This window comes from Streptomyces sp. NPDC002574, from assembly GCF_042889545.1.
Taxonomy (GTDB): Bacteria; Actinomycetota; Actinomycetes; order Streptomycetales; family Streptomycetaceae; genus Actinacidiphila.
Genome location: NZ_JBIARB010000014.1, coordinates 203,394 through 226,399, shown reverse-complemented (window position 1 = coordinate 226,399; position 23,006 = coordinate 203,394). Strand labels below are relative to the sequence as shown.

The window sequence follows — 23,006 nt, the reverse complement described above, 5'->3', positions numbered from 1 at the left end:
TATGACGCGCTTAGCACTCGGTCAAGCGGAGTGCCAATGCCACGCCGGACGCGCCGTGCGAAGCCGGCGCCCGGCTCGCCGGCGCGGACCGCGGCGGCGATCCCGGCCCGGCGTCCTCCGCGGGCACGGTGACCTCGCCCCGGCATCCCGGAATCCCCGTCCATACGGGCCGGTACGGCCCCCTCGGGCCGTCCTCCCCCGGGCTCCGGGCGGCTCCCTCACGTCGTACCGCCCCCGGCGGCCACGGCCGCGACGAGCACGGGGCCCGGTCCGACAGCCACCGACGGCGCGGGACAATGGGCCGTGTGGATCTCGATGCGTTCTCTGCCCTGCTGACCGACGAGGGGCAGCGGCTGCTGGCCGGCCTCCGCGACTACGACCCCGCGGACGAGATCGCCACCGCGACCCGGCTGCGGCGGGAGCACGACGCGACATTCGTCTCGGCGGCCCTCACCCAGGCGCGGCTGCGGCAGCGGGCGGAGGCGAAGTTCGGCGAGGACGCGTACGCGATGTACTTCACGCCCCACGGCGTGGAGCAGTCGACGCGGGCGTCGGTGGCCCGGCACCGGGCCGAGCGGTTCGCGGCCCTCGGCGTGCGGAGGCTGGCCGACCTCTGCTGCGGGATCGGCGGCGACGCGATTCCGCTGGCGCGGGCAGGGGTGGAGGTGCTCGCGGTCGACCGCGACCCCCTGACGTGCGCGGTGGCGCGGGCCAACGCGCGGGCGCTGGGGCTCGCGGAACGCATCGACGTGCGCTGCGCCGACGTCACCGAGGTGGGGACGGACGGCTGCGACGCGGTCTTCGTCGACCCGGCCCGGCGCGGCGGGCGCGGCAGGATCTTCGACCCCGAGGCGTACTCCCCGCCGCTGTCGTGGGCCGTGACGGCGGCCCGCAGGACGCCTCTGGCCGCGCTGAAGGTCGCGCCCGGCATCCCGCACGAGGCGGTGCCGGAGGACGCGGAGGCGGAGTGGGTCTCCGACCACGGCGACGTGAAGGAGGCCGTGCTCTGGTTCGGCACGGACTCGGGCACCCGGCGGGCCACGCTGCTCCCCTCCGGCGCCTCACTGCCCGCCGCCGGCCTGCCCGACCCCGCGGTGCGCCCGGTCGGGCGCTGGCTGTACGAGCCCGACGGCGCCGTCATCCGGGCCCACCTCGTCGCGGACGTCGCGGCCCAGGTCGGGGGCGGTCTGATCGACGAGACCATCGCCTACGTCACCTCGGACGAGCCGCACAGCACGCCGTACGCCTCCGCGTACGAGATCACTGACGTGCTGCCGTTCAACCTCAAGCGGCTCAAGGCGCTGCTGCGTGAACGGGAGGTGGGCGTGCTCACGGTCAAGAAGCGGGGGTCCGCGGTCGAGCCCGAGGAACTGCGCCGCAGGGTCAGGCCCCAGGGGCCCCACGCGGCGACGGTCTTCCTGACCCGGGTCGCGGGCGCGCCCAGCATGCTTCTCGGGGCGCCCGCGCCCTCGCCGTGACGTTCCCCGCCCTCCCTCCCGGGTGCCCTGTGAAGTCAGTGACCCCGGCGCGCGCGGTGGGGTGCCGGGTTCGGGGCCTCCGGGCCGGCCATTCTGGACAGCACATTTAGGTGCCTCCGGTGCTCTCCACTGATCACCCCGGGTCATGCACCCACATATGCTCCACAGTCCAGAACGCCCACCCTCCGACCCCGCCCCCTCGGTTTCGTCATGCGCCTGATCCCCGGAGGGGGGGTAGAGACGGCACCGTGCCCGGGCCATCCGTTGGCGCGGCGCGGTCCAGGTGCCCAGCCGTCACCGCAAACACCTCCGCCGGCCGTCAGTCGCCCAGCCGACCCGGGAAGGGGTGTGGCGGGGTGCCCCCGCTCGGGTCACCTCCCAGCGGTAGCTGGGGACGCAACCCCCGGCCGGAGGTTGGGGGAGGGCGGGGAGAAGCCTCCCCGCACGGCCGGCGCAGCGCACCCGCACTGGGGTCAGGCCACGGCCTCGAAGCGCCAGCGGTGCACGGCCCGCAGGGCCAACCCCTCATCGGGATCGGGCAGTTCGGGAAGCTCCGCGTCGTACGGGGCGTCCCACCACGTGATCACCAGCACCCGGTCCTGCGGCGCGGAAAAGGTCTCCCGGCGCGACGGCACGGGCGTCAGCGTCTGCGCGCGGACCCACGCGAGGAGTTCGGGCCCGCGGCCCTCGGCGGCGCGGGCCTCCCACATCAGGGCGACGGTCATGAGGAGTAGAGGTTGTCCTTGCTGAGCTCGTGCACGTGATCGTGGTCATGGCCGGGCGCATGCGTATGCCCGGGCACGGACACGTCGGTGACCAGCAGCGAGGAGTCCGCCGGCAGGTCCCACGTCGAGGAGGGGCGGCCGCGGGCCACCATTTCCGCCCCGAGCGCCGCGACCATGGCGCCGTTGTCGGTACAGAGCTTGGGCCGCGGCACGCGCAGGATGATGCCCGCGTCCTCGCACCGCTCCTGGGCCAGGGAGCGCAGCCGGCTGTTGGCCGCGACACCGCCGCCGATCATGAGGTGGTCGACGCCGTTGTCCTTGCAGGCGCGGATCGCCTTGCGCGTCAGCACATCGGCCACGGCCTCCTGGAAGGAGGCGGCGACGTCCGCGACGGGGACGTTCTCGCCCTCCCGGCGCTTGGACTCGATCCAGCGGGCGACGGCCGTCTTCAGCCCGGAGAAGGAGAAGTCGTACAGCGGGTCCCGCGAGCCCGTCAGGCCGCGCGGGAAGCGGATCGCGGCCCGGTCGCCCTCGCGGGCGACGCGGTCGATGGCCGGGCCGCCGGGGAAGCCGAGGCCCAGTACGCGGGCGACCTTGTCGAATGCCTCGCCCGCCGCGTCGTCGATGGTCGCGCCGAGCGGCCGCACGTCGCCGGTGATGTCGGGCGCCAGCAGCAGCGAGGAGTGCCCGCCGGAGACCAGCAGCGCCATCGTGGGCTCCGGCAGCGCGCCGTGCTCCAGCTGGTCGACGCAGATGTGGGAGGCGAGGTGGTTCACCCCGTACAGCGGCTTGCCGAGGGCGTAGGCGTACGCCTTGGCGGCCGAGACGCCGACCAGGAGCGCGCCCGCCAGGCCCGGGCCGGCGGTGACGGCGATGCCGTCCAGGTCGGCGGCGGCGACGCCGGCCTCCTTCAGCGCGCGCCGGATGGTGGGGACCATCGCCTCCAGGTGGGCGCGGCTTGCGACCTCGGGGACGACGCCGCCGAAGCGGGCGTGCTCGTCCACGCTGGACGCGACCGCGTCGGCCAGCAGGGTGTGGCCGCGCACGATGCCGACACCGGTCTCGTCGCAGGACGTCTCGATGCCGAGGACAAGGGGCTCGTCAGCCATGGGTCGTCTCAGTTCCTTGTAGACCTGGTGTTTCTCGTGTGTCCGCCGGCGCCGCCGTCAGGTCGGCGAGCCGCATGACGAGGGCGTCGACGTTGCCGGGCTGGTAGTAGCCGCGGCGGAAACCGATCGGCTCGAAGCCGAAGCGCTCGTACAGCCGCTGGGCGCGGACGTTGTCGACCCGTACCTCCAGCAGCACCTCGTGGCACTCGAACGCCGTGGCCTGGTGCAGCAGTTCGCGCAGCAGCCGGGCGCCGAGCCCGGTGCCCCACTGGTCGCGCGCGGTGGCGATGGTCTGCACGTCGCCGGTGCCGGCCACGGCGGCCAGACCCGCGTAGCCGACCACGCGGCCGCCCGTCTCCTCGGCGACGACGTAGTGCCGGGTCGCGGCCGGGTGCCGGGCGTCGGCGAGTTCGGACCAGAACATGCCGCGCGACCAGGCGTCGTCGGGGAAGAGCGAGTCCTCCAGCTCCATCACCGGGTCCAGGTCCCACCAGCGCATCTCGCGCAGTACGGCGGTCACTTCGGCAGGACCGCCTTGTAACCGGCCGGCACCTGCGCGTCGGGGCGGCGCAGGTAGAGCGGCAGCGGGGGGAGGAAGTCCTCGCCCTCGGCCAGCTTCACCGCGGCGAGCGCGGCGAGCGCGGCGGCGGACTGGTCGGCGGGCGGACGGACGTCGGTGAAGACGCCCGGGTACAGCGCGGCGCCCGCGCCCACGGCGGGCAGGCCCGCGACGCGCTCGGCGATGTCGGCCGGGTGGTCCACCGCCGGGTCGCCGACTCGGCCGCGCGGGCCCTCGTAGCGGGCCCAGTAGACCTCCTTGCGGCGGGCGTCGGTGGCGACGACGAAGGGGCCGTCGATCCCGGCGGCGTAGGCCAGGCCGTCCAGGGTGCAGAGCCCGTGCACGGGCACCCCGAGGACGTCCCCGAAGGAGGCGGCGGTCACGAGACCCACGCGCAGGCCCGTGTAGGGGCCGGGGCCGACGCCGACCACGAGCCCGGTCAGGGCGGCCGGTTCGGTGCCCGCCTCGCGCAGCACGCGGTCGACGGCGGGCATCAGCAGTTCGCCGTGCCTGCGCGCGTCGATCTCCGTCGACTCGGCGAGCACGCGGTGCCCGTCGTGCAGGGCGACGGTCACGGCGGGGGTGGCGGTGTCGAAGGCAAGCAGCAGCACGCGTTCAGCCTACGGCGTTCACCGGGGCGGCCCTGCCGCCACCGGGGTCTCCGCCGGTACGGGGGCGGTGCTCGGATCACGCTCGCACCGGCTGCTAACGTCAACCTGAGCCTGACGCCCCACTTCCGGAGGACCCCGTGGCAAGGATCGGTTCAGGGACGATCGTGACCGGCCTGACCGCGGCCGCCCTGGCCGCAGTCGGTGTGCTCGCCGTCCAGGCCTCCAGCTCCGCCACGGAGGTGGCCGCCGGTGGCGCCGCGGTGTCCACGGACAACGGCAGCACCTCGCCCTCCGACGGTGCCTCCGCCGCTCCCGGCAAGAAGCACGAGCTGCCCGCCGTCTCCGGCAGCGGCCGCCGCGTGGTGTACTCGCTGCGCCAGGACCGCGTGTGGCTGGTGGGCGACGCGGGCGCGGTGAGCCGCACCTACGTCGTGGTGCCGGGCACGGTGGACCCCGACCCGGGGACGTACGACGTGACCACCCGCAGTGCCAGCGGCACCGGCGGCGACGGGGTCCCGATCGAGCACGTGGTGCGTTTCGCGTCGGTGGACAACGTGGTCGTCGGCTTCAGCGCCGCCCGTGACGGCTCGCTGCCCGGCAAGCCCGACCCTTCGCAGCAGACCGGCGGCATCCGCGAGAAGCGCAAGGACGGCGCGGCGCTGTGGTCCTTCGCCACGATCGACACCAAGGTCGTCGTCGTCCGCTGAGCGCACGCGGAAATCACCCGACCGGGTGAACGGCCGACCGGCCCTAGGCCGCGTCGGCCTCCGGGGCGGCGGTCCCGGCTCGGCCGGTGGTCCGTGCGTCCGGGTCGTCGGGCGCCGCGGGCTCGTCCGGCGACTTCGGGGGCGTGCTGACCGCGTTCGCCGCGGCACACGCGGCGAGCAGGGCCTGCACCGAGTAGCCCGGCTCCGGCTCCGGCACCTTGTGGGCCGACATGGTTGCCTCCTGGGGCGGGGGGCGGCGTGGTCCGAGGGGCTGGAGGTTAGGCAGCCCTAACTTCTCCTCGCACCACCAGAAGAACACGTCACCCGTGCCCGGCGCAACATCTTCCCGACACCTTGTCGGAACGGTTACTCCCCCAGCGCCGCCAGGTCCTCCCCTGCCCAGCGTGCGCCGACGCCGGTGACGACCACCTCGCGCACGTCGTGGTCCTCCTGCCCGTTCCCGGACGCGACCTCGCCGACGGCGCGGTGGATCACCAGCTGCAGACGGTCCTCGGAGAGCTCCTCGACCTTGCCCTCGCCCCACTCGACGACCATGACCGACTCCGGGAGCGAGACGTCGAGGTCCAGGTCCTCCATCTCGTCCAGGCCGCCGGCGAGCCGGTACGCGTCGACGTGCACCAGCGCCGGCCCGCCGCTCAGCGACGGGTGGACCCGCGCGATCACGAAGGTCGGCGACGTCACCGCGCCGCGCACGCCCATGGCCTCGCCCAGACCGCGGGTCAGTGTCGTCTTGCCCGCGCCCAAGTCCCCGCTGAGCAGGACCAGATCACCCGCCCGCAACAGCGGCGCGAGGCGCTGCCCCAGCTCCCGCATCTGCTCGGGGGTCTTGACGACGACCCGGATCGCTTCCCTGCCGATGGCTTCCATGCCCATGTGCCCGAATGCTACGCGCCGCCGGTGACCGCGTGCCCCGAGCGATCCTGCTGCCGCGGCACGCCCGGCCGGTCCGCGGCGAGCTCGCGCAGCGCCTGCGGAACGGGCGCGCGCGAGGCGTCCGCCGCCTCCGCGAGCACCGCGGCGAGATGCGTGTTGACCAGGTCCGGCTGCTCCAGCATCACCAGGTGGCCGGCGCCGGGGACGACCACCAGCTCGGTGTCGGGCAGCCGCTCGGCGATGGCCCTGCTGTGCTCACTCGGGGTCAGCAGGTCCTTGTCCCCGGCGAGCACCAGTCCGGGCAGGCCGTCCAGGACGTCCAGCGCCTCGCTCTTCTCGTGCTCGGTGAAGGCCGGATAGAACTCGGCGACCACGTCGATCGGCGTCGACTCGATCATCCGCTCGGCGAACCGCGCGACCGCCGGGTCGACGTCCGAGCCGAACGAGTAGCGCTTGATGATCCCGGCGAAGAGGTCGGCCGTCGCCCGGCGCCCTCGTTCCACCAGGTCCACCTGGGTGCCCAGGATCCGCAGCACCCCCGGCGCCAGCGCCCGCAGCGCCCGCGCCCCCGCCGCCGGCAGGCCCAGCGTCACACTGGCGAGCTTGCCGGAGGACGTGCCGACGAAGGCGAAGCCCACCACACGCTCCCGGACGAACTCCGGGAACTGGTCGGCCAGCGCCATGACCGTCATGCCGCCCATGGAGTGCCCGACGAGCACCACCGGGCCCTCCGGGACGGCGGCGTCGACGATCTGCTTCAGGTCGCGGCCGAGCTGGTCGATGGTGGCGGGCTCGCCCCCTGCTTGGTCGTTGCCGCGGCCGGAGCGGCCGTGGCTGCGCTGGTCCCAGTACACGGCGCGCACCGTGCCGCGCAGGGCCGCGCGCTGGAAGTGCCAGGAGTCCTGGTTGAGGCAGTAGCCGTGGCTGAAGACCACGGTGAGCGGGGCGTTCTGCCCGCCGCGCCGGAACAGCCCCCAGCGGCGGGCCGGCGGGACCGGCTCGGCGACGGCCGGATCGGCCTCCTCGACCTCGTAGTACAACTCGGTGCCGTCCTCGGCGGCCACCCGCCCCGGCATCCCGCGCAGGGACCCGTAGGGTCCGGCCACATCAAGGGCGAGCCGCGCGCGCCGGCGCATGCTGCGGCCGACCGTGACGCGCTCCAGCGCCACACCCGCGGCGGCACCCGCCGCGACGACGCCGATGGCCGCGCCGGCTATCCCGGCGTGGCGCCAGCGACCGGACGGCAGCACCCCGCCCGAACCGCCTGTCACGGCCTCCGCGACCGCCTCCGCGGCCCCGGCCACCGCCTCGGCAGCCTCCACCGCTCTCCCCGCCGTGTTACCGCTCTCGGACCCGCTCATGTCGTCTTCGCTGCTTCCCCTCGGCTACGCGGTTACGTACCCACGTAGACGCGCGGCACCCGGCTCCCGATCCGGGTGACGATCTCGTACGCGATGGTGCCGGCGGCACGCGCCCAGTCCTCGGCGGTCGGCTCGCCGCGGTCGCCCGGGCCGAACAGCACGGCCTCGTCGCCGGCCTCGGCGCGGTCGCCGCCGAGGTCCACGACGAACTGGTCCATCGCCACCCGGCCCGCGGCGGTCCGCCACTTGCCCGCCACCAGCACCGGTCCGGTGCCCGAGGCGTGCCGCGGGACGCCGTCCGCGTAGCCGAGGGGGACGAGGGCGAGCGTGGTGTCGCCCGGCGTCGTGTAGTGGTGGCCGTAGCTGACGCCGTGGCCGCCCGGCACCCGCTTGACCGAGGCCAGGCGGGCGGAGAGCGTCATCACCGGTCGCAGCCCGAACTCCTCCGGGCCGCCGACCTGCGGGATCGGCGAGATCCCGTACATCGCGACGCCGGTCCGGACGAGGTCGAAGTGCGCCTCGGGCAGGGTGAGCGTCGCCGGGGAGTTGGCCATGTGCCGGACCTCCGGGCGCAGCCCGGCGCGCTCGGCGGACTCCAGCGCGGTACGGAAGACGGCCAACTGGGCGGCGTTGGAGGGGTGCCCGGGCTCGTCGGCGCACGCGAAGTGCGACCACAGCCCGGTCACCTTGACCAGCCCCGCCTTCTCGGCGGCCCGGGCGGCGGTCACCAGGTCCGCCCAGTCCCCGGGCTGGGCGCCGTTGCGGCCCAGCCCGGTGTCCGCCTTGAGCTGCACCCGCGCGGTGCGGTCGGTGGCCTCGGCGGCCGCGGCCGCCTCGCGCAGCGCCCACAGGCCGCTGACCGTCACGTCGATACCGGCCTCGACGGCGTCGCGCCACGGCCCGTTCGGCGTCCACAGCCAGCACAGCACCGGTGCGGTGATCCCCGCGGCGCGCAGGGCGAGCGCCTCCTCGGGGGTCGCGGCGCCCAGCCAGGCGGCGCCGGCCTCCAGCGCCGCCCGCGCGGACGGGACCATGCCGTGGCCGTAGGCGTCCGCCTTTACCACGGCCATCAGCCCGGAGCGGGGCGCACGGGCGCGCAGAGCCGCGACGTTCGACCGCAGTGCGGCGAGATCGATCGTGGCCTGGGCGCGCAGATTTGTGTCATCCATCGCGCCCAGTCTCTCAGGCCCGCCCGGTGCCTCCGTCACGTGCCGGATTTGTGCCCGAAGACATGCACCTGGTCGTGCAGCTTCAGCACGTTCCACAGCCGTCCCGCGTCGGGCGTGGACAGGTTCACGCAGCCGTGCGAACCCGGCGCGCGGTAGACGCTGCCGGTGATGGCGTGCAGGGCCTGGCCACCGCTGAAGAACTGGCTGAACGGCATGGGGGCGTCGTAGATGTCGGACACGTGGTCGCGGTGGCGCCAGTAGACCTTGAAGCGCCCCGTACGGGTCGCGAAGCCGGTACGGCCGCTGCGCATCGAGACCGGCCCGAAGACCACGTTCGACGCGCTGGTCTGCACCCACAGGATCTGCCGGGTGAGGTCCACGCACGCGACGCGCTGCCCCTTGGCCGGCGTCATGCACTGGTGGCCCGCGTTCGGGCCCTGCTGGATGGCCAGGTCCAGGCGAAGGTGGCCGAACGTGGTGGGACCGGCGAACCCGGTGTCGGGCAGGATGTCGCTCGACTGCTGGTAGCGCTGGATCGCGTAGCAGTCGTCCTCCGACTGCCTCCCGTCCACGCGCAGCCCCAGAAGGCGCTCCACGTCCCGCTGGTACGGGCCGGTGAGCGGCGTGCAGTACGGCGACAGACGGCCCGCGGCGGCCTCGTCGGGGGGCAGCCACTCGACCTGCTGCGGGTCGATGGGCTCCTGCTCCTCCTCGGCCTCCTCCTCGTCGTAGTCGCCCCTGTTCTCCTCGGCGTCGTGCGAGTGGTCCACGTGCTTGGGCGGCAGCCCCTGGTCCGGGGTGTCGGCGGGCCCCGGCAAGTCGTACTGCTGGAACGGGACCCCCGCGACGTAGTCCTCGAGCTTCACGGGGTGGTGATCATCGGCGGAGGCCGTCGTCCCTGCGCCCAGAGCGGACAGGACGACCAGGGCGGCGGTGCACAACCGCGCCCCCCGGCAGGCGTACGTTCTTCCCATGCCTTGACGCATAGACGCGACGCCGCCCGCCGGAACACTCCGCGGGCGGACTCCACCCGTTTCGCCCAGCTACGATCTGACGCTCCGCCAGGCATCGGGGACCGCGGCGGCCACATCGTGCGCCGCGATCGGCGCCCCCACCGGGCCGGAGGCGATGCGTGCGGCCAGGCCGTGCAGATACGCGCCGGCCGACGCGGCGTCACGTGCCGCGAGACCCGCGGCGAGCAGCGAGCCGGTGATGCCGGAGAGCACGTCCCCGCTGCCGGCCGTGGCCAGCCAGGACGTCCCCGTCGGATTGACCCGGACCGGCACGGCCGGGTCCGGTGCCGCCACGAGCGTCGTGGAACCCTTCAGCAGCGCCGTCGCGCCGAACTCCGCCGCCAGTCGCCGTACGAAGACCAGCCGGGCCGCCTCGACCTCCTCCCGGGCCACGCCCAGCAGCGCGGCCGCCTCGCCCGCGTGCGGGGTCAGCACGGTGGGCGCGGAGCGCTCGCGCACCGCCGCGCGGTCCAGCAGGCGCAGCCCGTCCGCGTCCACGAGCACGGGCACGTCGGAGGCGAGCACGTCCTCCACGGACCGCCGCGCCTCCGACCCGTCGCCGAGCCCCGGGCCGACCACCCACGCCTGCACCCGGCCCGCCTTGTGCGGCGGCCCCGCCGACACCAGAGCCTCCGGGAAGCGCGCGATCACCGCCCGCGCGCCCGGCCCCACGTACCGCACGGCCCCCGCGCCGGCGCGCAGCGCGCCCGCCACCGCGAGGACGGCGGCGCCGGGGTAGCGCTCGGACCCAGCGACGACACCGACCACACCGCGGCGGTACTTGTCGCTCTCGGCCGAGGGGTGCGGCAGCAGCGCCGCCACGTCCGCGTGCTGCAGCGCCTCCAGGTCCGGGGCGGGCGGGTCCAGCCCGATGCCGATCAGGCGCAGCGCGCCGGCGTACTCGGCGGCGGGGTCGACGAGCAGGCCCGGCTTGTACGTACCGAACGTCACCGTCATGTCGGCCCGGACCGCCGCGCCGCGCACCTCACCGGTGTCCGCGTCCACCCCGCTGGGCAGGTCGACGGCGACCACGATCGCGGGCGCCGCGTGCGCGGCCTCCGCCAGCGGCACCGCCTCCGGGCGCAGCCCGCCCTTGCCGCCGATGCCCACGATGCCGTCCAGGACGAGGTCGGCGCGGTGGATCAGCGCCACGGCGTCCACCTCCCGCGCGGTCACGGCCCGGCCGCCCGCGGCACGCAGGGCCGCCAGCCCGCCGGGGTGGGCCTTCTCCGGGGCGAGCAGTACGGCGGTCACGCCGGCCCCGCGCCGGGCGAGGCGCGCGCCCGCGTACAGGGCGTCGCCGCCGTTGTCGCCGCTGCCGGTCAGCACGACGACGCGGGCGCCGTACGCGCCGCCGCCGAGCGCTGTCGCGCAGGCCGTGGCGAGGCCTGCGGCGGCGCGCTGCATCAGTGCGCCCTCCGGCACCCGGGACATGAGCTCGCGCTCGGCGGCCCTGACGTTCTCCACGCTGTGCGCAACCCGCATGTGCCCCATGTTCCCATCGCCGCCCCGATGTTGCGCGGGGTGGCCACCTGTGCCTGTTTTTCCCGCCGGGGAGAAACCTCACCGCACACACAACGGCGCCCCGCGCCGGGCGGCTAGCCCTCCGCGATGACGACCGCCGACGCGACCCCCGCGTCATGACTGAGCGAGACGTGCCACACCCGCACCCCCAGCGCGTCCGCCGCCGCCGCGACCGTGCCCCGCACGACAAGGCGGGGCTGCCCCGAATCCTCCGTGACGACCTCCGCGTCCGCCCAGTGGAGCCCCCCAGGGGCTCCCAGCGCCTTCGCGACCGCCTCCTTCGCGGCGAAGCGCGCCGCGAGGGAGGCGGTGCCGCGGCGCGCCCCACTGGGGAGGTGGAGTTCGCCGGGGAGGAAGAGCCGCTCGGCCAGGCCGGGTGTGCGCTCAAGGGACTCCCCGAAGCGGTCGATCTCCGCGACGTCGATGCCGACCCCGATGATCACGCGGCCCCCCGGCTCATTCGACGGTGACGGACTTCGCGAGGTTGCGCGGCTGGTCCACCTCGTTGCCGCGGGCCGTGGCGAGCTCGCAGGCGAAGACCTGCAGCGGCACGGTCGCGACCAGCGGCTGCAGCAGGGTCGGCGTCTGCGGCACGCGGATGAGGTGGTCGGCGTAGGGGACGACGGACTCGTCGCCCTCCTCGGCGATGACGATCGTGCGGGCGCCGCGGGCCCGGATCTCCTGGATGTTGGAGACGATCTTCTCGTGGAGCACGGACCGCCCGCGCGGGGACGGGACGACCACGACGACCGGCAGGTCGTCCTCGATGAGTGCGATGGGCCCGTGCTTGAGCTCGCCGGCGGCGAAGCCCTCCGCGTGCATGTAGGCGAGCTCCTTGAGCTTGAGCGCGCCTTCGAGGGCGACGGGGTAGCCGACGTGGCGGCCGAGGAAGAGGACGGTGTTCTTGTCCGCCAGGGAGCGGGCCAGTTCGCGCACCGGCTCCATGGTCTCCAGGACCTGCTCGACCTGCTGGGAGATGTGCGAGAGCTCGCGGATGACGGCGATGATCTCGTCACCCCACTTGGTGCCGCGCACCTGGCCGAGGTAGAGGGCGACGAGGTAGCAGGCCACCACCTGGGTGAGGAACGCCTTGGTGGAGGCGACGGCGACCTCGGGGCCGGCGTGGGTGTACAGGACCGCGTCGGACTCGCGGGGGATGGTCGAGCCGTTGGTGTTGCAGATCGCGAGCACCTTGGAGCCCTGTTCGCGGGCGTGGCGCAGCGCCATGAGGGTGTCCATGGTCTCGCCGGACTGGCTGATGGCGACGACGAGGCTGCGCGAGTCGAGGATGGGGTCGCGGTAGCGGAACTCGCTGGCGAGTTCGACCTCGCAGGGCACGCGGGTCCAGTGCTCGATCGCGTACTTGGCGATCATGCCGGCGTGGAAGGCGGTGCCGCAGGCGACGATCACGATCTTGTCGATCTCGCGCAGCACGGAGGTGGGGATGCGGACCTCGTCCAGCGTGAGCAGGCCGCTCGCGTCGATCCGGCCCAGCAGCGTGTCGGCGACGGCCTTGGGCTGCTCGGCGATCTCCTTGAGCATGAAGTAGTCGTAGCCGCCCTTCTCGGCGGCGGAGGCGTCCCAGTCGATGTGGTACGGCCGGACCTCGGCGGGCTTGCCCTCGAAGTCGGTGACGGTGACGCCCTCCCGGCGCAGTTCCACGACCTGGTCCTGGCCGAGCTCGATCGCCTCGCGGGTGTGGTCGATGAACGCCGACACGTCGGAGGCGAGGAAGTTCTCGCCGTCCCCGACGCCCACGACGAGCGGGGAGTTGCGGCGGGCACCGACCACGACGTCCGGCTCGTCGGCGTGGACGGCCACGAGGGTGAAGGCGCCGTCCAGGCGGCGGCACACCTGGCGCATGGCCTCGGTGAGGTCGCCGGTGGAGGAGTGGGCCTCGGCGAGCAGGTGGGTGACCACCTCGGTGTCGGTCTCGGAGAGCAGGTCGTGGCCGCGCTCGGCGAGCTCCGCGCGCAGGGCGGCGAAGTTCTCGATGATGCCGTTGTGGACGACGGCGACCCGGCCCGCGTTGTCCAGGTGCGGGTGCGCGTTGGCGTCGGTGGGGCCGCCGTGGGTGGCCCAGCGGGTGTGGCCGATGCCGGCCGGGCCGGTCGGCAACGGGCGCTCGTCCAGCAGCTTCTCCAGGTTGGCGAGCTTGCCCGCCTTCTTGGCCGCCGCCATGCCGCCGTCCGCCAGGACGGCGACGCCCGCGGAGTCGTAACCCCGGTACTCCAGACGCTTCAGACCTGCGATGACCACCTCGAGGGCGGACTGCCCGCCGACGTATCCCACGATTCCGCACATGAGGAGAACTCTAAGCGGCGGGCGCCCGCCGCCGAAGTCGGAGACGGCCGCCCGGATGCCCGTGGTGCCGGGCATCCGGGCGCCGGGTGGCGCTCGGTCAGGTCCGCGCGCGGTAGGCGCGCATCACCAGCGGGACGAAGACGACGGCGATTCCGGCGGCCCACAGCAGCGACCACAGCACCGGGCCGGCGACCTCGCCGGTGCCGGTCGTCAACGCCCGCACCGCGTCGGCCAGTCGGGTGACGGGATTGACGTCGGCCCACGCCTTGAGCCAGCCCGGCATCGTGTCGGCCCGCACGAAGGCGCTGGAGGTGAAGGTCAGCGGCATCACCAGGACGAAGCCGAAGGTCATCACCTTCTCCGGCTCGGAGACCAGCATCCCGATGAGCAGCGTCATCCAGGACATCGCCAGCGCGAAGGCCAGCAGCAGGCCCGCCGCGCCGAGTACGCCGGGCACACCGCCGTTGACGTCGAAGCCCATCAGCATGCCGAGGCAGAGCATCAGCAGCAGCGACCAGAGCTGCTTGCCGAGGTCGGCCACGACGCGGCCCATGAGCGGCGCGGAGCGGGCGATCGGCAGGGAGCGCAGCCGGTCCAGAACTCCCTTGGTGAGGTCGATGTTGAGGCCCATCGCGGTGTTCATCGTCGCGAAGAGCGCGTTCTGCACGATGATCCCGGGCAGCGCGTACTGCAGATAGGCGTCCGGCGAACCGGCCATCTGGCCGCCGAAGACGTACGTGAACAGCAGGACGAACATGATGGGCTGGACGCTGAGGTCCATCAGCTCCATCGGGTTGTGCTTGATCTGCACCAGGTTGCGCCAGGCGAGGGTGCAGGTCTGCCGCAGCCCGTCCCAGGGCCGCACCTTGGCGGCCGGCGTCACGTCCAGGGCCACGGCGGTCATACCAGTGCCTCCGTCCTGTCCTCGTCGGTCGTCGTGCCCTCCACCGCGCGGTGCCCGGTCAGCGACAGGAACACCTCGTCCAGGCTGGAGCGGCGCAGCGTGAGCTCGCCCACCCGCACCCCGGCCTCGTCCAGCCGCCGTACGACGGTGGGCATCAGCTCCGGGTCGTTCACCGGCGCGGTCACCGCGCCGTTCTCCACGGTGGCCGCGGGGCCGGCGATCACCGAGACCATCGCGTGCACCTTCTCCAGCTCTCCGGCGTTCATCGGGCGCACCTGGAGCACCTGGCCGCCGACCTGTTCCTTGAGGCCGTCGGGGGTGCCCTCGGCGATCACGCGGCCGCGGTCGACGACGGCGATGTCGTCGGCGAGCCGGTCGGCCTCCTCCAGGTACTGGGTGGTGAGCAGGACGGTCGTACCGTCCCCGACCAGGCCGCGGACGATGTCCCACAGCTCGTTGCGGCTGTGCGGGTCCAGGCCGGTGGTGGGCTCGTCGAGGAAGAGGATGCGGGGGCGGCCGACCAGGCTCGCGGCGAGGTCGAGGCGGCGGCGCATGCCGCCGGAGTACGTCTTGGCGGCCCTGCCGCCCGCGTCCGACAGCCGGAAGTCCTCCAGCAGGCCGGTCGCCCGGGCGCGGGCCTCCCGCCGCGGCAGACCGAGCAGGCGGGCGATCATCAGCAGGTTCTCGTGGCCGGTGAGCATCTCGTCCACCGCGGCGTACTGCCCGGTGAGACCGACCAGGGCGCGCACCGCGCCCGCTTCCCGCACGACGTCGTGGCCGCCGACCAGGGCGCGGCCGGCGTCCGGCCGCAGCAGGGTGGCGAGGATGCGCACCGCGGTGGTCTTGCCGGCCCCGTTCGGGCCGAGCACGCCGAGCACGGTGCCGGTCCGGGCGGCCAGGTCGACGCCGGACAGGGCCTCCGTCTCCTTGAAGCGTTTGACCAGGCCTTCCGCCTGGATCGCGTAACTCATCCGCGATGTCCTCCCCGTCATGGTTCCTGCGGTCTTCGTGCGATGCGCACCACTGTCCTCGCCCCCACTGACAACGGGCTGACAGGCCGCTGACAGCCGGTCCGGGGCGGCACCGGGCGACCCCGCCGCGAACACCGTTCATCCCGGCGCAACAATGAGTCCGTGCCGCCGACCACTTCGCCCCACCAGACGCGCCGCCGCGCCGAGCCGACCCCGTACGTCGACCTGACCCGGGACGAGTGGAGCGCGCTGCGCGACCGCACCCCGCTGCCGCTCTCGGCCGAGGAGGTCGAACGGTTGCGGGGCCTCGGCGACGTCGTCGACCTGGACGAGGTGATCGACGTCTACCTGCCGCTGTCGCGGCTGCTGAACCTCTACGTCGGCGCCACCCACGGTCTGCGCGGCGCGGTCAACACCTTCCTGGACGACACCGCGGGCGGGCACGGCGCCCAGCCGGGCACGCCCTTCGTCATCGGGGTCGCGGGCAGTGTGGCGGTCGGCAAGTCCACCACCGCCCGCATCCTCCAGGCGCTGCTGGCCCGCTGGCCGGAGCACCCGCGGGTGGAACTCGTCACGACCGACGGCTTCCTGCTCCCCAAGGCCGAGTTGCAGCGCCGCGGGCTGATGTCCCGCAAGGGCTTCCCCGAGTCGTACGACCGCCGGGCGCTCACCCGTTTCGTCGCCGACGTGAAGGCGGGCAAGGACGAGGTGCGGGCGCCGGTGTACTCCCACCTGATCTACGACATCGTGCCCGACGAGGAACTGGTCGTCCGGCGCCCCGACATCCTCATCGTCGAGGGTCTCAACGTGCTCCAGCCGGCCCTGCCCGGCAAGGACGGCCGCACGCGCGTGGCGCTCGCCGACTACTTCGACTTCAGCGTGTACGTGGACGCGCGCACCGAGGACATCGAGCAGTGGTACCTGGCGCGCTTCCGCAAGCTGCGCGAGACCGCCTTCCAGAACCCCCGGTCGTACTTCCACCGCTACACCGAGGTCTCCGAGGAGGAGGCCATGGAGTACGGCCGGCACACCTGGCGCGCCATCAACCAGCCGAACCTGGTCCAGAACGTCCTGCCGACCCGCGGCCGGGCCACGCTGGTGCTGCGCAAGGGCGCCGACCACAAGGTGCAGAAGCTCTCCCTGCGCAAGCTCTAGGCGCGCACGGGGGCCGGTAGCCTGCGCGCATGCTGCATCTTCGGATGATCGTGCCGGAAGCCGACACAGACCGGGTGGTCTCGCTCGTGGCACGGACCGTGGGCACCGCCCACGTCGCCGTGCTGCCCGGCGTCGCGCGCAACCCGCGGGGCGACGTCGTGATGTGCGACGTGGCCCGCGAGTCCGCCGACGAACTGCTGCACGGCCTGCGCGGCCTCGGCATCGCGGACACCGGGGCGATCACGGTCGAGCACATCGACCTCACGCTGTCCCGGCGTGCCGACAAGGCCGAGGAGGAGGCGCCGGGCGAGGGCGCGGACGCCGTGCTGTGGGAGTCGCTGACCGAGGCGACGCACGAGGAGTCCACGCTCACCGTCACCTACCTGGCGTTCCTGTCGGTCGCCACGATGCTCGCCGCCTGCGGCGTGATGCTGGACAGCGCGATCCTCATCGTGGGCGCGATGGTGGTCGGGCCGGAGTTCGGGCCGCTGGCGGGGGTGTGCACCGGCCTGGTGCGCAGGAGGCTCGGGCTGGCCCGGCGCTCGCTGATCGCACTGCTGGTCGGCTTCCCGGTGGCGATGGTGCTCACCGGCGGCTTCAACTACCTGATGGACCTGCTCGGCGTCTTCAGCGAGGCGGACTTCACCGCGCCCCACCCGTCCACCGAGTTCATCTGGCAGCCCGACCTCAGCTCCCTCGTGGTGGCGCTGCTCGCCGGGGTCGCCGGCATCCTCTCCCTGACCTCGGCCAAGTCGGGGGCCCTGGTCGGGGTGGCGATCTCCGTCACGACCGTCCCGGCCGCGGCCAACGCCGCCCTCGCGCTGAGCTACGGCGACTACCACGAGCTGTGGGGCTCCTCGGTCCAGCTGGGCGTGAACCTGGCGGGCATCGTCATCGCGGGTGTCCTGACGCTGCTCGCCCAGAAGGGCTTCTGGGCGGCGCAGCGCAGGCGGCGTACGGGACCGGGGGCGTTCGCGGCTTAGCCGAGCGCGGACTTCACGACGTCGGCGAGCCGGCCGGCCACCGAACGGGCGTGGTCGATGTCGGCGGCCTCGACCATGACGCGCACCAGCGGCTCGGTGCCCGAGGAGCGCAGCAGGACGCGGCCGGTGGTGCCCAGCTCGGCCTCGGCCTCGGCGACCGCGGCGGTGAGCTCGGGCGAGGAGTCCACCCGGTGCTTGTCGACATCGCGGACGTTGATCAGCACCTGCGGCAGCCGCTCCATGACCTGCGCCAGGTCGGCCAGCGTGCGGCCGGTCGCGCTGACGCGGGCGGCCAGCATCAGGCCGGTGAGGGTGCCGTCACCGGTGGTGGCGTGGTCCAGGATGATCACGTGGCCCGACTGCTCGCCGCCGAGCGCGTAGCCGTGCTCCTTCATGGACTCCAGCACGTAGCGGTCGCCGACGGCGGTCTGGATCAGGTCGATCCCCTCGCGCTCCATGGCGAGCTTGAAGCCCAGGTTGGACATGACGGTGGCGACGACGGTGTTCTTGCGCAGTCGGTCCGCCTCGCGCATGGCGACGGCCAGGACGGCGAGGATCTGGTCGCCGTCGACCTCGTTGCCGAGGTGGTCCACGGCCAGGCAGCGGTCGGCGTCGCCGTCGTGGGCGATACCGAGGTCCGCGTGGTGCTCGATGACGGCGGCCTTGATCAGGTCCAGGTGGGTGGAGCCGCAGCCGTCGTTGATGTTGAGGCCGTCCGGCTGGGTGCCGATCGTGATCACCTCGGCGCCGGCCCGGGCGAAGGCCTCGGGAGAGACGCGGGCCGCGGCGCCGTGCGCCTCGTCCAGGACGATCGTCAGTCCGTCGAGGCGGTTGGGCAGGACGCCGATCAGGTGGGCGACGTACTGGTCGAAGCCCTCGTCGTAGTCACGGACCCGGCCGACGCCGGAGCCCGTCGGGCGCTCCCAGGGCGCGCCGGTGCGGTGCTCCGCGTAGACGGACTCGATGCGGTCCTCCAGCTCGTCGGCGAGCTTGTGGCCGCCGCGGGCGAAGAACTTCACACCGTTGTCGGGCATCGGGTTGTGGCTCGCGGAGAGCATCACGCCGAGGTCCGCGCCGAGCGCCCCCGTGAGATACGCCACAGCCGGGGTCGGCAGCACGCCCACCCGCAGGACGTCCACACCGGCGCTGGCGAGGCCGGCCACCACGGCCGCCTCCAGGAACTCTCCGGATGCCCGCGGATCACGTCCCACCACGGCCACCGGCTTGTGGCCCTCGAAGGTGCCCGCCTCGGCCAGCACGTGCGCCGCCGCGACCGACAGCCCGAGCGCCAGCTCGGCCGTCAGATCGGCGTTCGCGACGCCGCGCACACCGTCCGTACCGAAGAGTCGTCCCACAGTATTTCCTCCGAGATGTTGCCGTGCGTCGCCCCGTGTTCAGCGGGCGTTCATCCGGTTATACGCCACTACCCCCCGAAACGCGTACGCCCCGGAGACGCACAAAGTGCCTCCGGGGCGTACGTGCAGTGCAGCACGCGCGGGGTGATCAGCGCTTGCTGTACTGAGGCGCCTTGCGGGCCTTCTTCAGACCGGCCTTCTTGCGCTCGATCTCGCGAGCGTCACGGGTCAGGAAGCCGGCCTTCTTGAGCGGGCCGCGGTTGTTGTCCACGTCCGCCTCGTTCAGCGCACGGGCCACGCCCAGGCGCAGCGCACCGGCCTGGCCGGAGATGCCACCGCCGTTGATGCGGGCGATGACGTCGTAACGGCCGTCGAGCTCAAGGATCTTGAACGGCTCGTTGACTTCCTGCTGGTGCACCTTGTTGGGGAAGTACTCCTCAAGGGTGCGACCGTTGATGGTCCACTTGCCGGAGCCCGGAACGATCCGGACACGGGCGACGGACTCCTTGCGGCGGCCCGTGCCGGCGGCCGGCTGGGGCTCGCCGAAGCGGGATGCGAGGGACTCGGAGGTGTACTCCTCCGGGATCTCGATGGTCTCCACGATCTCGCCGTCCTCGACGAGAGGGGTCTCAGCGGTGGTCTCGGCCACGATTCTCCTCAGATGCTTTCTGTGTTGACGGTGGCCGGGACTAGCCCTGCGCGACCTGGCTGATCTCGAACGGAACCGGCTGCTGAGCGCCGTGCGGGTGCTCGGCACCCGCGTAGACCTTCAGCTTCGAGAGCATCTGACGGCCCAGGGTGTTCTTGGGCAGCATTCCCTTGACGGCCTTCTCGATGGCCTTCTCCGGGTTCTTGTCGAGCAGCTCGTCGTAACGAACGGAGCGGAGACCGCCGGGGAAACCGGAGTGGCGGTAGGCCAGCTTCTGCTGCTTCTTGTTGCCGGACAGGTGCACCTTGTCGGCGTTGATGATGATGACGAAGTCACCAGTGTCAACGTGAGGCGCGTACACCGGCTTGTGCTTGCCCCGGAGGAGGGACGCGGTGTGGGCCGCCAGTCGGCCCAGGACGACGTCCTGCGCGTCGATGACGTGCCACTGGCGCTGGACATCGCCGGGCTTGGGGCTGAACGTACGCACGGTCGTAGCCTTCGCTTCTTCAGTGAGTGGGTACTGACAAGGCCACCCGGACGATCACGACAGCCCTGCCGTCCTGCGGCGACGCAACCGCTGGACGAACGCTGGTCATCGGCCCGGTGGACCGGCGTAGCGGCCTCTCACGTGAGAACGAGCAAGCCAATACGCATAACGAACCTGCAGAATACCCGCGGTGCCCTGTTCGGGTCAAAACGCGTCGCCGACGCCCCGCGCGAGCCCCTCCGCACGGCCCACCCGGGGCACCACCGGTCCGGTGGCCGGCTACCGCTCCCGCGCCACGCGTGTCTCGTCCCACACCGGCTCCGGCACCTCCCGGACCACCCCGTCCGCGCCGAAGACCACGAAGCGGTCGAAGCTGCGGGCGAACCAGCGGTCGTGGGTCACCGCGAGCACGGTCCCGTCGAAGGCCTCCAGGCCCTCCTGGAGGGCCTCCGCCGACTCCAGGTCCAGGTTGTCCGTCGGCTCGTCCAGCAGCAGCGCCGTGGTCCCCGAGAGCTCCAGCAGCAGGATCTGGAAGCGCGCCTGCTGCCCGCCCGACAGCTGGTCGAAGCGCTGGTCGCCCTGGCGGTCCAGCTCGTAGCGGCGCAGGGCGGACATCGCCTTGCCGCGGTCGCGGGCGTGCTCCGTCCACAGGATGTCGACGAGGGTGCGGCCGAGCAGCTCCGGGTGCGCGTGCGTCTGCGCGAAGTGCCCCGGCACGACCCGCGCGCCCAGCTTCCACTGCCCGGTGTGCCGGACGCCGGTGTCCCCCGCCAGCAGCCGCAGGAAGTGCGACTTCCCGGAGCCGTTCGAGCCCAGCACCGCGACCCGCTCGCCGTAGAAGACCTCCAGGTCGAAGGGCTTCATCAGCCCGGTCAGCTCCAGCCGCTCGCAGGTGACGGCGCGCACGCCGGTGCGCCCGCCGGACAGCCGCATGCGGATGTCCTGCTCGCGCGGCGGCTCCTGCGGCGGGCCCGCGTCCTCGAACCTCTTCAGCCGGGTCTGCGCGGCCCGGTAGCGGGAGGCCATGTCGGGACTGATCGCCGCCTGCTGACGCAGGGTCAGCACCAGCTTCTTCAGCTTGGCGTGCTCCTCGTCCCAGCGCCGCCGCAGTTCCTCGAAGCGGGCGAAGCGCTCGCGGCGGGCCTCGTGGTAAGTGGCGAAGCCGCTGCCGTGCACCCACACGTCCGACCCCGCGGGGCCCGGCTCGACGGAGACGATCTTCTCGGCGGAACGGGCCAGCAGCTCGCGGTCGTGGGAGACGAAGAGCACGGTCTTGCGGGTCTGCCGCAGCTGCTCCTCCAGCCAGCGCTTGCCGGGCACGTCCAGGTAGTTGTCCGGCTCGTCGAGCAGCAGCACCTCGTCGGTGCCGCGCAGCAGCGCCTCCAGGACCAGGCGTTTCTGCTCGCCGCCCGACAGCGTCCGCACCTCGCGCCACTGCGCGCGCTCGTACGGGACGCCGAGCGCGGCCATGGTGCACATGTCCCAGACCGTCTCGGCCTCGTAGCCGCGCGCCTCCGCCCAGTCGCTCAGCGCCTGCGCGTACGCGAGCTGCGCGGCCTCGTCGTCCTGCGCCATGATCTCCAGCTCGGCGGCGTCGACCGCCGCGGCCGCCTCGCGGATGCGGGGCGGGGACACCGACACCAGCAGGTCGCGCACCGTGCGGTCGTCCCGTACCGAGCCGACGAACTGCGGCATCACGCCCAGTCCGCCGCCGACGGTGACCGTGCCGCCGTGCGGTTTCAAGTCCCCGGAGATCAGCCGCAGCAGCGTCGTCTTGCCCGCGCCGTTCGCGCCCACGAGGGCCACCGCGGCGCCTTCGCCCACCCGGAACGAGACATCGCCGAGCAGCACCCGCCCGTCCGGCAGGTAGTACTCCAGATGTGCAACGTCGACATGTCCCATGTCCTGGATTCTCGTTGCGCGGCCGCCCGCCGCCAAACGGGTTTTCTCCTCTATAGAATCCGCGCCATGACTGAAGGGCCGCAGCAGCCGTACCACCCGAACCAGGGATGGCCCGCACCACCGGGGCCGCACGACAGTCCCCGCACGCCGGGGACGCCCGGGGAGGCGCGCCAGGTTCTGCACGGCAACATCGTCGGCGGTCCGGACCACCAGCCGCAGCGGCCCGCGTGGACGCCCCCCGCCGAATGGGCGCCGCCGTTGCCCGGCCAGGGCACCCGCGGCCCGTCGCAGCAGCAACAGCAGCCACAGCAGCACCAGCAATTCGGGCGGCCGGCCGGCGCCGGGCCCGACTGGTCGGCACTGGCGGACGCGAACGCGTCCCGCGCCCGGCGCCGCAAGCGCCGGCTCATAGGCGGCGGCGTCCTCGCCGTCGCCGCCGTCGCGGGGATCGTCGCCACCCTCGTCGCAGGCTCCGGCCGGCCGTCGGTCTCCCCCGTCGCGGCCGCGTCGTACGCACCCTCCGAGCGGCCCCTGCCGCCGGAGCCCTCGTTCTCCGAGCTCTCCGTTCCGGCGCAGCTCGATCCGCTGGTCTTCATCTCCGACCGGGAGAAGGACACCGCCCCGCTCTCGGTGGCGGGCCTGTTCCCCGGCAAGAAGCTCGTGTGGGGCGGCCGCACGTACACCAAGGCCACCGCCGCCGAGGGGCAGTGCTCCTCCGCGGCCTCCGCCGACCTCGCCGCCGTGCTGCGGAGGAACGGCTGCGGCAGGGTCCTGCGCGTCACCTACGTCGGCGGCGAGGTCGCCGTCACCGTCGGTGTGGCCGTCTTCGACGACCAGTCCGCGGCCGGCAAGGCGAAGTCGCAGGCCAAGGGGTACGTCATGCCGCTGTCCGGCGGCGGTGTGGGCGCCTTCTGCCACGCCACCTCGTGCCGGACGACGACCAACGCCAAGGGCCGCTACGCGTACTTCACCATCGCCGGGCTCAAGAACAACGGCCGCATCACCGCCTCCGACACCGTTGCCAGGCAGGCGGGCACCGACGGCTCCGACTACGCCTTCAACCGGATCGTCCAGCGCGGCAAGGACCAGGCCGCCGCCGCGATGGTCTCCACCGTGGCCTCCCCGGGCCACTGACCCGCCCCTCCC

23 protein-coding genes are annotated in these 23,006 nt (G+C 73.2%); 5 read left to right on the top strand and 18 right to left on the bottom strand.

Annotated elements, in window-relative coordinates:
* Positions 1 to 296 precede the first annotated feature (296 nt).
* Entirely contained in the window at positions 297 to 1,478 is a 1,182-nt protein-coding gene (locus ACFYXS_RS31530; protein ID WP_389254326.1) for a methyltransferase domain-containing protein, read from the top strand.
* Between the two features lie 473 nt (positions 1,479 to 1,951).
* On the opposite strand, the gene ACFYXS_RS31525 is transcribed toward ACFYXS_RS31530, so the two are convergent.
* The 4 genes from ACFYXS_RS31525 to tsaB are packed head-to-tail and all read right to left on the bottom strand — an operon-like array spanning position 1,952 to position 4,482.
* Positions 1,952 to 2,203 carry a hypothetical protein gene (locus ACFYXS_RS31525; protein ID WP_389254323.1) on the bottom strand — a complete coding sequence of 84 codons (252 nt, stop codon included), beginning with the start codon at positions 2,201 to 2,203 and terminating at the stop codon, positions 1,952 to 1,954.
* Entirely contained in the window at positions 2,200 to 3,312 is a 1,113-nt protein-coding gene (gene tsaD / locus ACFYXS_RS31520; RefSeq protein ID WP_389254321.1) for a tRNA (adenosine(37)-N6)-threonylcarbamoyltransferase complex transferase subunit TsaD, read from the bottom strand. Before tsaD ends, ACFYXS_RS31525 begins: the two co-directional genes overlap by 4 nt.
* A complete protein-coding gene (rimI, locus tag ACFYXS_RS31515; RefSeq protein WP_389254388.1) occupies positions 3,305 to 3,811 on the bottom strand; it encodes a ribosomal protein S18-alanine N-acetyltransferase in 507 nt (168 codons plus the stop codon). The genes tsaD and rimI overlap by 8 nt, the downstream gene beginning before the upstream one ends.
* 17 nt (positions 3,812 to 3,828) lie before the next feature.
* Entirely contained in the window at positions 3,829 to 4,482 is a 654-nt protein-coding gene (gene tsaB / locus ACFYXS_RS31510; RefSeq protein ID WP_389254319.1) for a tRNA (adenosine(37)-N6)-threonylcarbamoyltransferase complex dimerization subunit type 1 TsaB, read from the bottom strand.
* Between the two features lie 137 nt (positions 4,483 to 4,619).
* Between tsaB and ACFYXS_RS31505 the strand changes: the two genes are divergently transcribed.
* Positions 4,620 to 5,189, top strand: coding sequence for a hypothetical protein (locus tag ACFYXS_RS31505; protein WP_389254317.1), 570 nt, complete (start codon positions 4,620 to 4,622; stop codon positions 5,187 to 5,189).
* 43 nt (positions 5,190 to 5,232) lie between these two features.
* Here the strand turns inward: ACFYXS_RS31505 and ACFYXS_RS31500 are convergent, their stop codons facing one another.
* The 10 genes from ACFYXS_RS31500 to ACFYXS_RS31455 form a co-directional block, all read right to left on the bottom strand.
* Positions 5,233 to 5,421 carry a hypothetical protein gene (locus tag ACFYXS_RS31500; RefSeq protein WP_389254315.1) on the bottom strand — a complete coding sequence of 63 codons (189 nt, stop codon included), beginning with the start codon at positions 5,419 to 5,421 and terminating at the stop codon, positions 5,233 to 5,235.
* Positions 5,422 to 5,555: 134 nt separating this feature from the next.
* The gene (tsaE, locus tag ACFYXS_RS31495) at positions 5,556 to 6,083 is read right to left on the bottom strand and encodes a tRNA (adenosine(37)-N6)-threonylcarbamoyltransferase complex ATPase subunit type 1 TsaE (RefSeq protein WP_389254313.1); all 528 of its coding nucleotides are present in this window, start codon (positions 6,081 to 6,083) and stop codon (positions 5,556 to 5,558) included.
* 11 nt (positions 6,084 to 6,094) lie between these two features.
* Complete coding sequence (locus ACFYXS_RS31490; protein ID WP_389254311.1) at positions 6,095 to 7,444, bottom strand: alpha/beta fold hydrolase; 1,350 nt, start codon at positions 7,442 to 7,444, stop codon at positions 6,095 to 6,097.
* 32 nt (positions 7,445 to 7,476) lie between these two features.
* Positions 7,477 to 8,613 carry an alanine racemase gene (gene alr / locus ACFYXS_RS31485; protein WP_389254309.1) on the bottom strand — a complete coding sequence of 379 codons (1,137 nt, stop codon included), beginning with the start codon at positions 8,611 to 8,613 and terminating at the stop codon, positions 7,477 to 7,479.
* Positions 8,614 to 8,648: 35 nt separating this feature from the next.
* Positions 8,649 to 9,587, bottom strand: coding sequence for a L,D-transpeptidase (locus ACFYXS_RS31480; RefSeq protein ID WP_389254307.1), 939 nt, complete (start codon positions 9,585 to 9,587; stop codon positions 8,649 to 8,651).
* Positions 9,588 to 9,656: 69 nt separating this feature from the next.
* The gene (locus tag ACFYXS_RS31475; protein ID WP_389254305.1) at positions 9,657 to 11,111 is read right to left on the bottom strand and encodes an NAD(P)H-hydrate dehydratase; all 1,455 of its coding nucleotides are present in this window, start codon (positions 11,109 to 11,111) and stop codon (positions 9,657 to 9,659) included.
* Between the two features lie 113 nt (positions 11,112 to 11,224).
* On the bottom strand, positions 11,225 to 11,593 hold the full coding sequence (locus tag ACFYXS_RS31470) for a holo-ACP synthase (RefSeq protein WP_389254303.1): 369 nt from the start codon (positions 11,591 to 11,593) through the stop codon (positions 11,225 to 11,227).
* Positions 11,594 to 11,606: 13 nt separating this feature from the next.
* Positions 11,607 to 13,454, bottom strand: a complete 1,848-nt coding sequence (gene glmS / locus ACFYXS_RS31465) for a glutamine--fructose-6-phosphate transaminase (isomerizing) (RefSeq protein WP_389254386.1) — start codon at positions 13,452 to 13,454, stop codon at positions 11,607 to 11,609.
* Positions 13,455 to 13,551: 97 nt separating this feature from the next.
* Positions 13,552 to 14,358: an ABC transporter permease gene (locus tag ACFYXS_RS31460; protein ID WP_389254301.1), complete on the bottom strand. Its 807-nt coding sequence runs from the start codon at positions 14,356 to 14,358 to the stop codon at positions 13,552 to 13,554.
* A complete protein-coding gene (locus ACFYXS_RS31455) occupies positions 14,355 to 15,329 on the bottom strand; it encodes an ATP-binding cassette domain-containing protein (protein WP_389254299.1) in 975 nt (324 codons plus the stop codon). The genes ACFYXS_RS31460 and ACFYXS_RS31455 overlap by 4 nt, the downstream gene beginning before the upstream one ends.
* Positions 15,330 to 15,491: 162 nt before the next feature.
* Between ACFYXS_RS31455 and coaA the strand changes: the two genes are divergently transcribed.
* Entirely contained in the window at positions 15,492 to 16,484 is a 993-nt protein-coding gene (gene coaA / locus ACFYXS_RS31450; protein ID WP_389254297.1) for a type I pantothenate kinase, read from the top strand.
* A gap of 29 nt (positions 16,485 to 16,513) precedes the next feature.
* Positions 16,514 to 17,467, top strand: a complete 954-nt coding sequence (locus ACFYXS_RS31445; RefSeq protein WP_389254295.1) for a DUF389 domain-containing protein — start codon at positions 16,514 to 16,516, stop codon at positions 17,465 to 17,467.
* Here ACFYXS_RS31445 and glmM read toward each other — a convergent pair.
* From glmM to ACFYXS_RS31425, 4 genes are all read right to left on the bottom strand, one after another.
* On the bottom strand, positions 17,464 to 18,822 hold the full coding sequence (gene glmM / locus ACFYXS_RS31440) for a phosphoglucosamine mutase (RefSeq protein WP_389254293.1): 1,359 nt from the start codon (positions 18,820 to 18,822) through the stop codon (positions 17,464 to 17,466). The genes ACFYXS_RS31445 and glmM overlap by 4 nt on opposite strands.
* Positions 18,823 to 18,970: 148 nt before the next feature.
* Positions 18,971 to 19,471 carry a 30S ribosomal protein S9 gene (gene rpsI, locus ACFYXS_RS31435; protein WP_389254291.1) on the bottom strand — a complete coding sequence of 167 codons (501 nt, stop codon included), beginning with the start codon at positions 19,469 to 19,471 and terminating at the stop codon, positions 18,971 to 18,973.
* A gap of 40 nt (positions 19,472 to 19,511) precedes the next feature.
* Positions 19,512 to 19,958, bottom strand: coding sequence for a 50S ribosomal protein L13 (gene rplM, locus ACFYXS_RS31430; RefSeq protein WP_319658506.1), 447 nt, complete (start codon positions 19,956 to 19,958; stop codon positions 19,512 to 19,514).
* Positions 19,959 to 20,237: 279 nt separating this feature from the next.
* Positions 20,238 to 21,860, bottom strand: coding sequence for an ATP-binding cassette domain-containing protein (locus ACFYXS_RS31425; RefSeq protein ID WP_389254288.1), 1,623 nt, complete (start codon positions 21,858 to 21,860; stop codon positions 20,238 to 20,240).
* Positions 21,861 to 21,926: 66 nt separating this feature from the next.
* On the opposite strand from ACFYXS_RS31425, the gene ACFYXS_RS31420 reads away from it, so the two are divergent.
* Positions 21,927 to 22,994 (top strand): hypothetical protein, encoded by a 1,068-nt coding sequence (locus ACFYXS_RS31420; RefSeq protein ID WP_389254286.1) that lies wholly within the window; start codon positions 21,927 to 21,929, stop codon positions 22,992 to 22,994.
* Positions 22,995 to 23,006 lie beyond the last annotated feature (12 nt).

Coding starts and splice junctions, on each gene's coding strand:
- ACFYXS_RS31530 (WP_389254326.1), top strand. CDS start 297: ATGGGCCGTGTGGATCTCGATGCGTTCTCTGCCCTGCTGACCGACGAG.
- ACFYXS_RS31525 (WP_389254323.1), bottom strand. CDS start 2,203: ATGACCGTCGCCCTGATGTGGGAGGCCCGCGCCGCCGAGGGCCGCGGG.
- tsaD (WP_389254321.1), bottom strand. CDS start 3,312: ATGGCTGACGAGCCCCTTGTCCTCGGCATCGAGACGTCCTGCGACGAG.
- rimI (WP_389254388.1), bottom strand. CDS start 3,811: ATGCGCTGGTGGGACCTGGACCCGGTGATGGAGCTGGAGGACTCGCTC.
- ACFYXS_RS31500 (WP_389254315.1), bottom strand. CDS start 5,421: ATGTCGGCCCACAAGGTGCCGGAGCCGGAGCCGGGCTACTCGGTGCAG.
- tsaE (WP_389254313.1), bottom strand. CDS start 6,083: ATGGGCATGGAAGCCATCGGCAGGGAAGCGATCCGGGTCGTCGTCAAG.
- ACFYXS_RS31490 (WP_389254311.1), bottom strand. CDS start 7,444: ATGAGCGGGTCCGAGAGCGGTAACACGGCGGGGAGAGCGGTGGAGGCT.
- alr (WP_389254309.1), bottom strand. CDS start 8,613: ATGGATGACACAAATCTGCGCGCCCAGGCCACGATCGATCTCGCCGCA.
- ACFYXS_RS31480 (WP_389254307.1), bottom strand. CDS start 9,587: ATGGGAAGAACGTACGCCTGCCGGGGGGCGCGGTTGTGCACCGCCGCC.
- ACFYXS_RS31475 (WP_389254305.1), bottom strand. CDS start 11,111: ATGCGGGTTGCGCACAGCGTGGAGAACGTCAGGGCCGCCGAGCGCGAG.
- glmS (WP_389254386.1), bottom strand. CDS start 13,454: ATGTGCGGAATCGTGGGATACGTCGGCGGGCAGTCCGCCCTCGAGGTG.
- ACFYXS_RS31460 (WP_389254301.1), bottom strand. CDS start 14,358: ATGACCGCCGTGGCCCTGGACGTGACGCCGGCCGCCAAGGTGCGGCCC.
- ACFYXS_RS31455 (WP_389254299.1), bottom strand. CDS start 15,329: ATGAGTTACGCGATCCAGGCGGAAGGCCTGGTCAAACGCTTCAAGGAG.
- ACFYXS_RS31445 (WP_389254295.1), top strand. CDS start 16,514: ATGCTGCATCTTCGGATGATCGTGCCGGAAGCCGACACAGACCGGGTG.
- ACFYXS_RS31425 (WP_389254288.1), bottom strand. CDS start 21,860: ATGGGACATGTCGACGTTGCACATCTGGAGTACTACCTGCCGGACGGG.
- ACFYXS_RS31420 (WP_389254286.1), top strand. CDS start 21,927: ATGACTGAAGGGCCGCAGCAGCCGTACCACCCGAACCAGGGATGGCCC.